The 13,200-nt window shown below is 67.2% G+C and carries 14 protein-coding genes and 1 pseudogene; 12 read left to right on the top strand and 3 right to left on the bottom strand.

Going from position 1 to position 13,200, the window contains the following annotated elements:
* The 6 genes and pseudogenes from D105_RS15285 to D105_RS14875 form a co-directional block, all read left to right on the top strand.
* Positions 1-192: pseudogene (locus D105_RS15285) on the top strand (IS3 family transposase); the annotation flags it as partial.
* Positions 193-613: 421 nt separating this feature from the next.
* Positions 614-1,099: a 6,7-dimethyl-8-ribityllumazine synthase gene (gene ribE / locus D105_RS0112340; RefSeq protein WP_018875807.1), complete on the top strand. Its 486-nt coding sequence runs from the start codon at positions 614-616 to the stop codon at positions 1,097-1,099.
* A gap of 23 nt (positions 1,100-1,122) precedes the next feature.
* The gene (nusB, locus tag D105_RS0112335) at positions 1,123-1,650 is read left to right on the top strand and encodes a transcription antitermination factor NusB (protein WP_018878592.1); all 528 of its coding nucleotides are present in this window, start codon (positions 1,123-1,125) and stop codon (positions 1,648-1,650) included.
* 25 nt (positions 1,651-1,675) lie between these two features.
* Complete coding sequence (gene thiL / locus D105_RS0112330) at positions 1,676-2,674, top strand: thiamine-phosphate kinase (RefSeq protein WP_018878591.1); 999 nt, start codon at positions 1,676-1,678, stop codon at positions 2,672-2,674.
* 13 nt (positions 2,675-2,687) lie between these two features.
* Entirely contained in the window at positions 2,688-3,209 is a 522-nt protein-coding gene (locus D105_RS0112325) for a phosphatidylglycerophosphatase A (protein ID WP_018878590.1), read from the top strand.
* 109 nt (positions 3,210-3,318) lie between these two features.
* Entirely contained in the window at positions 3,319-3,636 is a 318-nt protein-coding gene (locus D105_RS14875) for a hypothetical protein (protein WP_081619314.1), read from the top strand.
* Between the two features lie 7 nt (positions 3,637-3,643).
* On the opposite strand, the gene codB is transcribed toward D105_RS14875, so the two are convergent.
* Entirely contained in the window at positions 3,644-4,906 is a 1,263-nt protein-coding gene (gene codB / locus D105_RS0112320) for a cytosine permease (RefSeq protein WP_018878589.1), read from the bottom strand.
* Positions 4,907-5,094: 188 nt separating this feature from the next.
* On the opposite strand from codB, the gene D105_RS0112315 reads away from it, so the two are divergent.
* The 4 genes from D105_RS0112315 (at position 5,095) to D105_RS0112300 (ending at position 9,905) form a co-directional block, all read left to right on the top strand.
* Positions 5,095-6,318 (top strand): tetratricopeptide repeat-containing response regulator, encoded by a 1,224-nt coding sequence (locus D105_RS0112315; protein WP_038032953.1) that lies wholly within the window; start codon positions 5,095-5,097, stop codon positions 6,316-6,318.
* A 232-nt stretch (positions 6,319-6,550) separates the two neighbouring features.
* Complete coding sequence (locus D105_RS0112310) at positions 6,551-7,297, top strand: sensor histidine kinase KdpD (protein WP_155987707.1); 747 nt, start codon at positions 6,551-6,553, stop codon at positions 7,295-7,297.
* Positions 7,298-7,454: 157 nt separating this feature from the next.
* Positions 7,455-7,799, top strand: coding sequence for a hypothetical protein (locus tag D105_RS0112305; protein WP_018878586.1), 345 nt, complete (start codon positions 7,455-7,457; stop codon positions 7,797-7,799).
* A gap of 3 nt (positions 7,800-7,802) precedes the next feature.
* Entirely contained in the window at positions 7,803-9,905 is a 2,103-nt protein-coding gene (locus D105_RS0112300) for a bifunctional diguanylate cyclase/phosphodiesterase (protein ID WP_018878585.1), read from the top strand.
* Between the two features lie 42 nt (positions 9,906-9,947).
* On the opposite strand, the gene D105_RS0112295 is transcribed toward D105_RS0112300, so the two are convergent.
* The gene (locus D105_RS0112295) at positions 9,948-10,991 is read right to left on the bottom strand and encodes a thioredoxin fold domain-containing protein (RefSeq protein WP_018878584.1); all 1,044 of its coding nucleotides are present in this window, start codon (positions 10,989-10,991) and stop codon (positions 9,948-9,950) included.
* 122 nt (positions 10,992-11,113) lie between these two features.
* Positions 11,114-11,695, bottom strand: coding sequence for an NAD(P)H-dependent oxidoreductase (locus D105_RS0112290; protein WP_018878583.1), 582 nt, complete (start codon positions 11,693-11,695; stop codon positions 11,114-11,116).
* Positions 11,696-11,844: 149 nt separating this feature from the next.
* On the opposite strand from D105_RS0112290, the gene D105_RS0112285 reads away from it, so the two are divergent.
* Together D105_RS0112285 and D105_RS0112280 are read left to right on the top strand one after the other, a co-directional pair.
* Positions 11,845-12,792, top strand: coding sequence for a sodium-dependent bicarbonate transport family permease (locus tag D105_RS0112285; protein ID WP_018878582.1), 948 nt, complete (start codon positions 11,845-11,847; stop codon positions 12,790-12,792).
* A 4-nt stretch (positions 12,793-12,796) separates the two neighbouring features.
* Positions 12,797-13,087, top strand: coding sequence for a hypothetical protein (locus D105_RS0112280; RefSeq protein WP_018878581.1), 291 nt, complete (start codon positions 12,797-12,799; stop codon positions 13,085-13,087).
* Positions 13,088-13,200: the final 113 nt, after the last annotated feature.

Genomic DNA, 13,200 nt, shown 5'->3' with positions numbered 1-13,200 from the left:
GGGCTGTACAAGACCGAGGTCCGGGCCTACTGGGGACGTCTTAACGATCGACGCGACGTCGAGTGGGCTACGCTCCAGTGGGTCGACTGGTTCAACCGGCGACGCCTGTTGGAATCCAACGGGTATCGACCGCCGGCAATCATCGAAGCGCAGTACCATCAACAAGTTCAGGGGTCCGTTCGTGCAGCGTGACCCAAACCAACGGGTCTCCGGGAAACCCGGGGCGGTTCACTTTCTTGGGCAAGCAAGAAAGTGCCTCGGGGCGCGCTGGCGAGTCAGCGCACGGCAGTATGTAGACCGAAAGCACGTAAACACCGGATGCCGAACCCAGACCAGCCACCACGAGGCAGGCGACCTAACGAAGGGACCGTCAACCACCGAGCGATGAACAAGGGTCCGCCATGATCGGCCAGGACGCCGGGCCGACGCCACTGAGCATACCGGCGCCAAATGCAGGTCCAGTCAGCGCCATGGCAGGCGGGCGGCTGCGCGATTCGTGCGGGCGCGCTCTACCGCGCGGGTTCGCGGTGCTACACTAGGCGGCCTTTGCAACTCGGCCCCGCGGGTCGGCCCCGAACGGCCGCCTCGTCTCCGTCTCAATCGGAATGAAACCATGCACGACATCAAGACCCTGGAAGGCGTATTCACCGACGCCGCCGACCATCGCTATGGCCTGCTGCTGGCGCGTTTCAACAGCCTGATCGTCGAGCGCCTGCTGGAAGGCGCAGTGGATACCCTGAAGCGCCATGGCGTGCAGGAAAAGAATCTGACCATCGCCCGTGTGCCGGGGGCCTACGAGCTGCCGCTGGCGGCGCAGGCGATGGCGCGTTCCGGGCAGTATGATGGGGTCATTGCCCTGGGCTGCGTGATCCGTGGCTCCACCCCGCATTTCGACTACGTCGCCGGCGAGGCGGCCAAGGGCCTGGCCCAGGTGCAGATGGCCGAGGACCTGCCGATCAGCTTCGGTGTTCTGACGACGGACTCCATCGAGCAGGCAATTGAACGCGCCGGCACCAAGGCCGGCAACAAGGGCGCGGATGCCGCGATGGGCGCGATCGAGATGGTCAGCCTGATGCGCCAGCTGCGCGGCGGCGCCTGAGCGAGCACGAGCACGAAACCGACGTGACCGAACCTGGCAATCCCTCCCAACCCGACCGTCCCGCCGCCAAGGGCGCGGGCGGCGCACGCGGCAAGCGCCCGCGCAGCACGCCCGAACAGCGGGCGCGCCACGCGCGCTCGTTCGCGCGGCGTCGCGCCATGCAGGCGCTGTACTCCTGGCAGATGACCGGCGCCCACCCCAAGGACATCCTGGCCGAGTTCCGTGACGACGAGGAACACGCGAAGGCGGATGCCGAGTATTTCCGCGAACTGCTGATCGGCGTGACCCGCGACCGCGAGGCCCTGGATGCCCGCATGGAGCCGTACCTTGGCCGCCCGCTGGACCAGCTCGACCCGGTGGAGCATGCCTTGCTGTGGCTGGGTCAGTGGGAGCTGGCCGAGCGTATCGAGGTGCCCTACCGCGTGGTGATCAACGAGGCCGTGGGCCTGGCCAAGCGCTACGGTGCGGAGCAGTCGCATCGTTACATCAACGGTGTGCTGGACCGGCTCTCCGCCGAGCTGCGCGGTCCCGAGCGCGCCACGCCGCGCTGATCTCGCGCGGCTCCGCAGCACGGCCATGGCCGGCACCGACTCCGAGTTCGACCTGATCCAGCGCTATTTCGGTGCGCCGTCGGCGGCCCGTGCGCCCGCCGACGGCGTGCGGCTGGGTATTGGCGACGATGCCGCGGTGCTGGGTGTGCGGGGCGGGCACGAGCTGGTGGCCACCGTGGATACCCTGGTCGAGGGCACCCACTTCTTTCCCGATCATCCACCGGCGAGCCTCGGCCACAAGGCCCTGGCCTCCAACCTCAGCGATCTGGCGGCGATGGGGGCCGAGCCGCTGGGCGCGCTGCTGTCGCTGACCCTGCCACGGGTCGACCATGACTGGCTGGAGGGCTTCAGTCAGGGTTTCCTGGCGCTGGCCGAAGAGGCCGGGATCCCGCTGGTGGGCGGCGATACCAACCGCGGGCCGCTGGCGATCAGCGTGACGGTCCTGGGGGAGGTGCCGGCGGGGCAGGCCCTGCGGCGTCAGGGGGCCCGACCCGGTGATCGTCTGGTGGTCTCGGGCGCGCTGGGCGGGGCGGGCTTCGGCCTGTCCCACGAGACCCGCCGCCGCACTGCGGGCACGGCCGCAGTGCATGCCGAGGAGCCCGCCTGCGAACGGCTGTTCTGGCCCCGGGCCCGACTCGGACTGGGGCGCGCGCTGCGCAACCGGGCGCGGGCGGCGATCGACATCTCCGATGGCCTGCTGGCGGACCTGGGGCATTTGTGTGCCGCCTCCAGTTGTGGCGCGCGGATCGACTGGCCCGCCGTTCCCCGGGACTCGTTACTGGCGCAGATTCCGGACGCGCAGGCGCGTGACTACGCGCTTGGCGGTGGCGAGGACTACGAGCTGCTGTTCGCCCTCCCGGCTGGGGAATCGCTGGACCTTCTTGCGTTCAGCGTGGATACGCCGCTCACCGTGATCGGGGAATGCACCGCCGGCCATGAGGTGGTCGTCGAGGACGCGGACGGGCGGCGACTGGACGTGACGCGGGCGGGGCACGATCATTTCGCGGACACCGAAGAACACTAGGGACAGGGTAGCCATGACGGAGCAGAAGAGCCGCAAGCCGCAGATGCCATCGGCGAAGACCGTATTCGGCGATCCGATCCACCTGCTGGCCTTCGGCTTCGGCAGCGGCCTGTCGCGCTGGGCGCCGGGCACCACCGGCTCGCTGGGTGCGCTGGTGCTGTACTTCGCGATCATGAATTTCCCCGAATGGGCCTATATCGCGATCACCGTGATCGTGGTGATGGCCGGCTTCCATATCTGTGGCGAGAGTGCTCGCAAACTGGGGGTGCACGACCACCCCGGTATCGTCTGGGACGAATGGGCGGGCATGCTGATCACGCTCGCCTTTGCCCCGGCCGGGCTGATGTGGGTGGTCGTCGGCTTCCTGCTATTCCGGATCTTCGACATCCTCAAGCCCTGGCCGGCGAACTACTTCGATCACAAGTGGCAGGACGGCCACGGGATCATGATGGACGACGTCGTCGCCGGCCTGTACGCGGGCTTCGCCCTGGTGATCCTGGGTGGGCTGTTCCAGCAGCTGGTGGTACAGGGATAGCGAAACGCTGGTCCATGGTGTGACGGCCTTGGCAGAGCCGAATGCCGCCGGGAACCATGGGCCCGCACGACCGCCCCAGGGTCAGGCAACCACAAAAGGAGTGTGTGGCATGAAGCCCCCCTTGCGTTCCTTGATGCAGGCCTCGTTCGTGAGCGCCCTCCTGGCGTTCGGCAGTGTCCAGGCGCAGCCGGCGGGCGGCCCGCCGACGGGCGCCCCGGGCGCCAGTGGCGACACGCCGGCTGCGGGTGACCTGCCGCCCGGCCATGGCGGCACCCCGCCCGGGCAGCGCCGTGGCGACCCGCGTCCCGATCTCCCGCGGGCCCCAGAGCCGTCCTCGCCGCCGTCCCCGGACGACGCGCCGTTGCCGGACCCGTCCGATCTCCCCGAACCGCCAACGCCGCCGAGCCCGGATCTGCCAGGGCTTTGATCAGGCTCTAATCCGCACTTCCCTGGCGCGGGCGCCACGCGGCGGGCGAGGCGGGAGCCATCAGGACGGCGTAGGCAGCCGTTGCCACTATCACGCCCAGCAGAGGAGGTACCACGGGTGCGTAGTACGCCGCGGCGGATCCCGCCGCGTACGCCAGCAGCCCGGGCCAGTAGAGCCCGGGCAGGCGGGCCGAGTCCAGGCGGGGGTACTGCCCGCGATGGCGCAGCCAGAAGTCGGCGACGATCACGCCGCCGAGCGGCGGGATGAAGGTCCCCAGCAGGATCAGGAACGGCACTAGATAGTCATGCATCCCGGCGACCGCGAGCGCCGTGCCGATCGCGGCCCCGAGCACGGTGACTAGCCGCCGGCGCTGGGTGCGCAGCAGATTGCAGCCGGCCACGCCGAAGTTGTAGATGGTGTTGTCCTGGGTGCTCCAGATGTTCAGCAGGAGCATCAGTACCGTGATCGTCACGAAGCCCTGCGCCAGCATGACGTGGACGATGTCGGCCTCGTGGTAGATCAGGGCGCCGAGTGCGCCGGTCAGGACCATCAGTCCGTTTCCCAGCACGAAGGCCGCCAGGGTCGCGATGACCGCAATGCGCGGGGTGCGGGCGAAGCGGGTCCAGTTGATGGCGAGGGTTGCACCGCCAACAAAGGTGCCGATCACGATGGTGAGGGCGGCGCCGAAATCCATCTGCGTCGCCGATTCAAGCCCCAGCAGGCTGGCGGGGCCACCCGCCTCGCCGATGCCGGTGAGCAGCGTGATCAGGACGAACGCCAGCATGACCGGTACCGCCACGCGGGAGAGCCAGTCGAGACCCCGGTAGCCGACCATCGCAGTGATACAGAAGGCGAAGCCGAACAGCACCATCAGGGTGGTTTCCAGCGTTTCCGGTAGCGCGGTGGTCTCGACGAGGATCAGCGCGACGGTGGCCGTTCCCCACGCGTACCAGCCGATCTGCGTAAAGGCCAGCAAGATGTCGGAGAGCTTGCTGCCCCATTCGCCAAAGCAGAAGCGCCCCATGAGTACCGTATGCAGCCCGCTCCTGCACCCGATGTAGGCGAGCAGCGCCGCGTAGGTGCCCAGCAACAGGTTGCCCAGCGCGATGACCAGCATCAGTTCGCCGAAATCGAAGGCCAGCCCCAGGGAGCCGCCAGCCCACAGGGTCGAGGTGAAGAAGGTGAACCCGAACAGCACCACGGTTATCGACCAGAAGCCCTTGCGGCTGAGCTCCGGTACTTCGTTCAGGGGGTGGTCGTTGTGGTTCACGCAGCGCCGCCGAACAGGAGTTGCTGCGAGTGTACTGATTGCGCGCTGCCTCTGCCGCGTGCCCGTGCAGCGGAAAAGTGCGTCACTGGCCGGGGCGTGTTGACCGAGGAACCCCCGGACGCTGTCCTGCGTCGACGCGCACGCCCCGATGCTGGGCAAATCGCCAGCTCTGCGCCAGACTGGTACGCATGACACGTACAACCATTGGCAATGCTGTGGGGAATGCACCCCTGGGGGGCCAGGCTCGGATGCCGGTCCTGGTGGTGGATGATTTCCATAACATGCGGAGCACCCTGCGGCAGATGCTGCTGACTGCGGGCTACGAGGACATCGACATGGCGGTGGACGGCGAGGATGCCGTCGACAAGATGCAGCGCCGCCGCTACGAGATCGTGCTGTGCGACTACAACCTGGGCGAGGGCCTGGATGGCCAGCAGGTGCTGGATGTGGTGCGCGAGCGCCGGCTGATCGACCTCTCGACGTTGTTCATCATGGTGACGGCGGAGACCACCAGCGACATGGTGATGGGGGCGGTCGAGAGCATGCCGGATGGCTACCTGTCGAAACCGTTCAGCAAGGACCTGCTGGCGGTCCGGCTGGCGCGCGGGCTGCGCCGCAAGCAGGCCCTGAAGCATCTCGATCCGTTCCTGCGCCTCGGCGATCTGGAGGGCGCGATCCGCGAGGCAGGCCGCATGCTTCGGGACGGCGAGGGTCGCGTGGCCGACCTGCTGCGCCTGCGGGCGCTCTGGGCCTGGAATACTGGCGACCTGTCCCTGGCCCGTGAAGCTGCGACGGCCTCCTGGGAGGATTCGCGGCCGGCCTGGGCGGGGGTGCTGCTGGCCGACCTGGATGCACAGGCCGGGGATGCCGAGGCGGCCGAGGCCGGGTATCGCGAGGTGATGCGCGAGACCCCGCAGTTCATGCCTGCCCACGACCACCTGGCCCGTCTGCTGGAGCGGCAGGGTCACGGTCCCGAGGCCATGGAGGTCCTGCGCATTGCGGCGGAGCGTTCCCCCAAGTCGCTGGCCCGGCAGCGCTTCCTGGGCGAGCTGGCCCTGGTGCACGGCGATGCCGAGCTGGCCCTGCAGGCCTGGCGGCGCGCGATCCGCATTGCCCGCCAGATGGGCCAGTCCCATCCCGCCGATGCGGCGGGTCGTATCGCAGCGCTGATCGCCAGCGGCGCCAGCCGCAACGCACGTCAGGCGATCCGCGACCTGGACCGGGATTTCGCCAGTCATCCGGAACGCGCCTGGTATTCGGTGCTGGCCCGCCTGCGGCTGGCCGCCGGCGGGGCGAGTGACGAGAGGGACAGTGCCCTGCGCGAGCTGGAGGCGCTCCCCGACGAGGCGATGCCGGAACCGGTCCGCAAACCGCTCCAGCGCGTGCTGGAGGCACTCGGGGTGCAGTCGTGACCGGTGTGTATCGGGTCATCCAGGCTCGGGGTGGCGATCTGGATCGAGTCCCGCTGCGGCTGGGCCCCGGTCGGTGCACCGGGGCATCCGGGAGCCGGCCCTGCTGGCGAAGCGGCGTCAGGGCGCGGGGCAGCGTGGCGGCCTGAACGGAAGGACCATCCCGACGCGGACGTTCATCGCGAGGGGCGTTGGGTCCCCTGGCGGGTAATCGCAGGAAGGCGGAGGAGGCAATGTGAACCGAGTGGATTTCAACACGCTGATGGCGATCGGCATCCACGACATGAAGGGCTCACTGAACGCGGTCATCAATACGATCTCCGATCTGGTGGATCCGGACACCGGCGAGTGCCGCTGCGAGCGCGAGCGCCTGATCCACCTGCAGTACGAGGCGCAGCGCGTCAACGACACCCTGGTGCAGTTGCTCACCCTGTACCGCCGCAACGAAGGCTTCTATACCCCCCAGTTTGCCCCCACGCCGGTGTATGACCTGCTGGAAGAACAGGCCCTGCGCCAGAAACCGCTGATGGACTATCGCGGCGTGGTCTGCGAGATCGACTGCGACGAGGACCTGATCTGGCCCCTGGATGCCGAACTGATGGGCGGGCTGCTGGAAAATGTGATCACCAATACGATATGCTACACCGTTGGCCACATCCTGCTGAGCGCGACGCGTGATGCCGACTGGCTGCGCATTGGCATCGAGGACGACGGTCCCGGGTTTCCCGAGGCCATGCTGGGGCGTCGCGATGCGGACCAGCAGGGGGTGCTGGATCGTTCGGCGGGCCGTACCGGGCTGGGGCTCTATTTCTGCGCGGTGGTCGCCCAGTTGCACGGCAACCCCCCGGCGGGCGGGGGTGACGACGATTCGCGTTTATATGATCTATCGCATACAGGTTTTGTCGAGCTGCGCAATAATGGCGCGCTGGGTGGCGGGGCGTTTGTGGTGAACCTCCCGCGGATCCTGCCGAGTTCGGGTTAGGACGCAGGGCGTACTCCTGCCGGTGCGGGGTTTCCCTGGGCACTGCAGGGTGTTCGCGGCGCCCTGGACCGCTGGCCGAGGAGTGCGTGTCCATCCATGCGCTGGATCGGTGCGATAGCCGACAAGCGATTTTTCGCAAATGCATGGAGGTCGGGCAATGTCCTCGCAAGAACGCTATCAGCGGCGCCACCGGATCCGGGCGAGTCTGCGGGAATTCGTGCTGCCGCCGATCGATGACGGCCTGGTCCTGGGGCGCGAGTCTCCGATCGGGCATGTGGCGGTGGGTCGGGCGCTGGAGCTGTTGTCGGTGCGCTCGTTCGGGCATGTGGAGATCGAGGATGACGTGATCGGCGACATCCTGGTCCGCAGTTCGATCCTGCGCAAGATTCCGGAGGACCAGGTGCGTCGCTTCGTGCTCGGGGAGATCAAGCCGCTGATGGGGGCCGACGAGATCATCCAGCTGGACCTCCAGGTGGAGGTGGATCTGGAAATGGAGCGATAGGGCATGAATGAACTGGGGCTCCTGGAATGCATCGACTCGCGCGCGCGGCGGGTTGATGCCTTCGACTGCTTCGACATCGTGGCCCGTACGGGGGAGCACGCGGTGTTTGTGGTGATGGGCGAGGAGGGCGAGTACCGGGGCCTGGTGACCGGACGGGCGGCGGCGCTGTTCCCCAAGCGGATCTTCGCCGACCTGCTTGTACAGCGCGCTGATCCTCCCACACCGCATGATCTGCCGCTTGGTGATGCCTTGCGGGAGATGGACCGACGCGGGGTGGATTATCTGGCGGTGGGCGATGAAGACGGTGCCTTCGCGGGCGTGGTATCGCGGCTTTCGATCGCGGATGCGCTGATGCATCGCGAGCAGCAGCAACGCCGGGACCTGGAGGCCCTGCTGGAGGATTACCGCCACGAGCTGGAGCAGAAGCGGATCGCCGCCGCCGTGTTCGACTCCACCAGCGAGGGCATCATGGTCACCGATGCCCGCCAGCGCATTGTCCAGGTGAACCCCGCCTTCGAGCGCACCACCGGCTGGTCGCGCGAGGAGGCGGTGGGCGAGACACCCGCGCTCCTCCACTCCGGCGTACAGGACCCGGCCTTCTACGCCGCGATGTGGCAGAGCCTGCAGCAGACCGATGCCTGGGAAGGCGAGATCTGGAACCGCCGCAAGGATGGCGAGGTGTACCCGGAATGGCTGCACATCAACGCGATTCGAGGCGAGGACGACGAGATCCACTATTTTGTCGGGGTGTTTTCGGACACCACCCGGCATCTCGAGATGCGCGAGCGGCTGCGCTATCTCGCCTATCACGATGCCCTGACCGGTCTGCCGAACCGGCAGTTGTTCATGGATCGCCTGGAGCAGGGCCTGCGCGATGCCCGGCGGGACGGCAAGGGCCTGGCGGTGGTGTTCGTGGACCTGGATGGTTTCAAGGAGATCAACGACACGCGCGGGCATGCGGCCGGTGACGAGCTGCTGCGGAATGTCGCCGACGCGCTGCGCAGCGCGGTGCGCGAGGTGGACAGTGTGGCGCGGTTCGGCGGTGACGAGTTCACCCTGCTGCTGCCGGACTGCGATGACACGGATTCCGTGAGCGGGGTGGTCCAGCGGGTGCTCGAGGGGGTCAATCGCGAATTCGCACTGGCGGCGACCGGCGATGCGGTGCGCACCTCGGCCAGCATTGGGATCGCCCTGTTTCCGCATGATGCGGACAGCGCCGAAAGCCTGCTGATGGCGGCGGACAACGCCCTGTACGAGGCCAAGGCGGACCCTCATTCCGGTTACCGGTTCTTTTCCGCGTCGGGCTATGACCGGTTCGTGGAACGGGTGCGGCTGACCTCGGAATTGCGCCTTGCCATCGCGGAAGGCCGGATCACCCTCGACTGGCAGCCGCAGGTGGAGCTGGGTTCCGGACGGGTGGTCGGGCTGGAGGCGCTGGCGCGCTGGCAGCGCCCGGACGGGAGTTTCGTCCGGCCGGATGTGTTCATCCCGCTGGCGGAACGCTCCGGGTTGATCGAGGAGCTGGGCATCGGGGTATTCGAGCAGGCCATGCGCGAAGTGGCGCTGCTGTCCTCGGAGCCGCTTGCCTGCGACTGCGACAGCCTGTCGTTTGCCGTGAACGTATCCCCGTTGCAGGTGCGCCCCGCGCTGGAGGGGCAGCCGGATTTTGCGGCTGTGCTCAGCGGGATCGCCAGGTCGCACCACGTTGCGGTGGATCGCATCGAGTTCGAACTGACCGAGAGTGCCTTGTCGCAGAGCCCCGAGGAGCTGTATCGCGTGTTGCTGCAGCTGGGGACCGAGGGTGGCCGGGTCGCGGTGGACGATTTCGGCACCGGTTGCTCGAATCTGGCGACCATCAAGCGCCTGCCGATCCACAAGCTGAAGCTGGATCGCTCTCTGGTCCAGGATCTGGCGGAAGACGCGGCGGATCGGGAGATTGCTACCGCAGTGGTGAGCATGGCCCGGGCGATGGACCTGGCCGTCCTCGCCGAAGGCGTGGAGACCCGGGAACAGGCCGATATCCTGCGCGAGCTGGGCTGCGACTATGCGCAGGGCTACCTTTTTGGTCGACCGCAGCCGATGTCGGTTCTGCAGCAGACGCTTTGAGCGCCGGTCTGCCCTGGCCGCCGCAATCGGGCCGGCGCGTCCCTACCAGAGTTCGACCTCCACGCCTTCCTCGTACAGCCGGTCGGCGCGTGCCTGGATAAAGCGCTGCAGGTTGGGTTGTTCGCGGTAGGCCCCGGAGTGCACGTACTCCATCACTGACTGTACATGGAAGGCCCGGAAATAGGCGTCCGCGCGGAAGACCTCTTCGCCATCGCTGTCGAAATAGACGAAGGCGGGGCTGTACTTCACATCGAGGTCGCGGGCCCAGTCGCGCGGGGTGGTGACCTGGCCGTCCGGTGCGATCAGGTCCTCCTCCGAATAGCGGTCGAGGCGGACGACGTCCAGGTTTTCGACCTGTTCCAGGGTCGCCTCCTGCGGGAAGATGTCCTGATGCAATTCGTCGCAGGCAGGGCAGTGTGGCTGCTCGAACAGGACCAGCAGGTGGCGATCGGACTCGCGGGCGATCGTCTGCAGGTTGTTGTCCGGCGGATCCAGGAAGAAGGGCTGGTCGTGCAGCTCGCCGCTGGCCTCCGGCGGGTCGAGGCGGGCGTAGTATTCGCTCGCGCTCATCTCGTCTTCGAGGCCCTTTCCGGCCCATTCCAGCAGCGCCCGGAACTGGTGGGGTGGGTAGTAGCCATTGACGCGAATCACCTGATCGCCCTGCTCGTCCAGGAAGATCAGGGTCGGGGTGTACTGCACCCGCAAATCCTCGGCGATGCGGCGCTCGGTAGTCTCGTTGCCCTCCAGGTCGGTCACTGGCTGGTCGCCCCACATGTTGATGGCGATCACGTCGAAGTGTGTCCGGGTCAGGTCGGCGATCTCACGCTGGCCCCAGTTGTCGCGCACCAGCCGTTCGCAGTAGGGACAGCCATCCTGCAGGAAGTAGAGCAGCACCCGGCGATCCTCGGCGGCGGCCTCCTCGACGTCTTCCTGCAGGTCGAGGAACGAGAGCTTGAACCACTCGGGTGGTTCCACCCAGCCCGGGTTGACCCCGCTGGGGTCGAGCACGGGTCCGGAGTCCTGCGCTGCGGCCAGCCCGGGGACGAGTACCAGGCCCATGGCGAGCCCCGCGATGATTCTGTACATGGCGGCCTCCGGTCGCGGAATTTTCGCTGAGGTTTCCCCCGAGCTTAGAAGGCCGACGGGAAAAACAAGGAAACACGGGTGACCGCTACCGAGGCCGGCAATGATCCCGTGACGCGGGCTGCCTACTTTGCCTGGCGGCCCAGTTCGCGCAGGTGGTCGAGCCAGCGCTGGCGTGTCGTGGCATCGCCCCCGTTCTGGCCGATCAGCGTGTGGCGCACCGGCCCGAAGCCGCAGAAGCGGAACACATTGCGTTCCAGGCTCTTCAGGCTGTGGGCGCGGTAGAACCAGCGATAGGCCAGCGCTGGCATGCCCATGGTGACCACGATGCGGACCGAGCGACCCTGCAGGCGGGTGTGGCGCAGCCGGTTCATGTCGCCATCGGCCACAAAGGAGGGCCGGAACACCTGTTCGAGGAAGCCCTTCACCACTGCCGGCATGTCGCCCAGCCACAGCGGGTAGATCAGTAGCAGGTGGTCTGCGGCCTCGATTGCCTCCTGGGCCTCGAGGATGGCCGGGGGCACGGTCTCGTCGAGGAATTCGGCCTGATTATGGAGCAGCGGGAAGTCGCGCTGCGCGATGTTCAGGACCTCGACGGGGCGGCCCGCCTGCTCCGCGCCCTCGCGGCAGGCATCGGCCAGGGCGTGGTCGAGGTGTCCGCCGGCTGGATCGGGATGGCCCTGAAGGATCAGGATTCGGCGTGCCATGGTGTCCCTCCGAGCGCGCTTTTTTCCAGCATGCGCGGTTTGGTGCTTGGGCGAAAGAGGGCGGCGCGGTAGCATGCACTCGTCCATGTGGCGCGTTGAGCGCCGGGTTGTCAGGGGAGCAGAGCGCAATGTTCCCTGGGGGAGGGGCCATGGCGTTCGATCCGGTCGTACTGTTTTTCCTGCTCGGGGCGGTCGCGGGGCTGGCCAAGTCGGATCTGAAGATCCCGATGGCGATCTACGAGGCCCTGTCGATCTACCTGTTGCTGGCGATCGGACTGATGGGTGGGGTAAAGCTGGCCGAGAGCGAGCTCCTGCCGCTGTTGCTGCCCGGGCTGGCGGTGCTGGCCGCAGGCTCGCTGATCCCGCTGATGGCGTTCCCCGTCCTGCGCTGGCTGGGGCGCATGCCGCGGGCGGATTCCGCATCCATTGCCGCGCATTACGGCTCGGTCTCGGTGGTGACCTTCTCCGTGGCGGTCGCGTTCCTGGCGTCCCGCGATCTCGATTACGAGGGCCACATGGTGGTGTTTCTCGTTCTCCTGGAGATGCCGGCGCTGATCATCGGGATCCTGCTGGCGCGCATGGGCAGCAAGGGCCCGACCCGCTGGGGCAAGACCCTGCACGAGGTCTTCTTCGGCAAGAGCATCTTCCTGCTGGCCGGTGGTCTGGTGATCGGGTTCATTGCCGGCCCGGTGCACATCGAACCGCTGGAGCCGATGTTCTTTGATCTGTTCAAGGGGGTGCTGGCGTTGTTCCTGCTGGAGATGGGGCTGGTGGCCTCCAGCCGCATCGCGGATGTCCGCCAGTACGGGCTGTTCCTCATCGTCTTTGCGATCGTCATGCCGATCGTCTCCGCGATCCTCGGGATCCTTCTCGGATGGGGCCTGGGCATGAGCCTGGGGGGCACGCTGCTGCTGGCCACCTTGTATGCCAGTGCGTCGTACATCGCGGCGCCGGCCGCGATGCGCATTGCCGTGCCCAAGGCCAACCCCGCGTTGTCGATCGGGGCCTCGCTGGGTGTGACGTTCCCGTTCAATATCTTCCTGGGCGTTCCGCTGTATTTCTGGATGGCCCAGACCCTTTATTCGCTCGGAGGCTAGCTCGATGCAAGGCGATGACATGTACCTGCTGACGGTGGTGGCCGAGGCGATCCTGGAGGAGATGCTGATCGACGAGGTACGCGCCATGGGGGCGGCCGGCTACACGGTGACCGACGCACGCGGCTGGGGCCGGCACGGCAAGCGCCGGGGCAACTGGCGGGCCGGCGGCAACATCAAGCTGGAGGTCGTGGCCTCGTCGGAGCTGTGCGAGCGGATCGCGGCCCGGTTCAAGGAACAGTACGAGTCGGACTACGGATTGCTGATGTTTACTGTGCCCGTCGCCTTGAAGAATTGATCCGGCGGGGCAGTCAGGCAGCCTCCATGCAGTGAAGTACTTCACGAAATGCCCGGGAACTCGCCCCTGCGCCTTGGGGGGCGCGGGGCTCGGCTGCTATCACCGGGGGCCTG

The organism is Thioalkalivibrio sp. ALE28, assembly GCF_000377425.1.
GTDB lineage: Bacteria > Pseudomonadota > Gammaproteobacteria > Ectothiorhodospirales > Ectothiorhodospiraceae > Thioalkalivibrio.
Note: the sequence above shows the minus strand (reverse complement) of the source record. Positions and strands in the feature narration are given on the sequence as shown.

What these genes read in the sequence shown, in the direction of transcription:
- D105_RS0112285 (WP_018878582.1), top strand. Translation starts at nt 11,845, where the DNA reads ATGGCGTTCGATCCGGTCGTACTGTTTTTCCTGCTCGGGGCGGTCGCG.
- D105_RS0112325 (WP_018878590.1), top strand. Translation starts at nt 2,688, where the DNA reads ATGACGGAGCAGAAGAGCCGCAAGCCGCAGATGCCATCGGCGAAGACC.
- D105_RS14875 (WP_081619314.1), top strand. Translation starts at nt 3,319, where the DNA reads ATGAAGCCCCCCTTGCGTTCCTTGATGCAGGCCTCGTTCGTGAGCGCC.
- D105_RS0112315 (WP_038032953.1), top strand. Translation starts at nt 5,095, where the DNA reads ATGACACGTACAACCATTGGCAATGCTGTGGGGAATGCACCCCTGGGG.
- ribE (WP_018875807.1), top strand. Translation starts at nt 614, where the DNA reads ATGCACGACATCAAGACCCTGGAAGGCGTATTCACCGACGCCGCCGAC.
- D105_RS0112305 (WP_018878586.1), top strand. Translation starts at nt 7,455, where the DNA reads ATGTCCTCGCAAGAACGCTATCAGCGGCGCCACCGGATCCGGGCGAGT.
- thiL (WP_018878591.1), top strand. Translation starts at nt 1,676, where the DNA reads ATGGCCGGCACCGACTCCGAGTTCGACCTGATCCAGCGCTATTTCGGT.
- D105_RS0112290 (WP_018878583.1), bottom strand. Translation starts at nt 11,695, where the DNA reads ATGGCACGCCGAATCCTGATCCTTCAGGGCCATCCCGATCCAGCCGGC.
- D105_RS0112280 (WP_018878581.1), top strand. Translation starts at nt 12,797, where the DNA reads ATGCAAGGCGATGACATGTACCTGCTGACGGTGGTGGCCGAGGCGATC.
- D105_RS0112300 (WP_018878585.1), top strand. Translation starts at nt 7,803, where the DNA reads ATGAATGAACTGGGGCTCCTGGAATGCATCGACTCGCGCGCGCGGCGG.
- D105_RS0112295 (WP_018878584.1), bottom strand. Translation starts at nt 10,991, where the DNA reads ATGTACAGAATCATCGCGGGGCTCGCCATGGGCCTGGTACTCGTCCCC.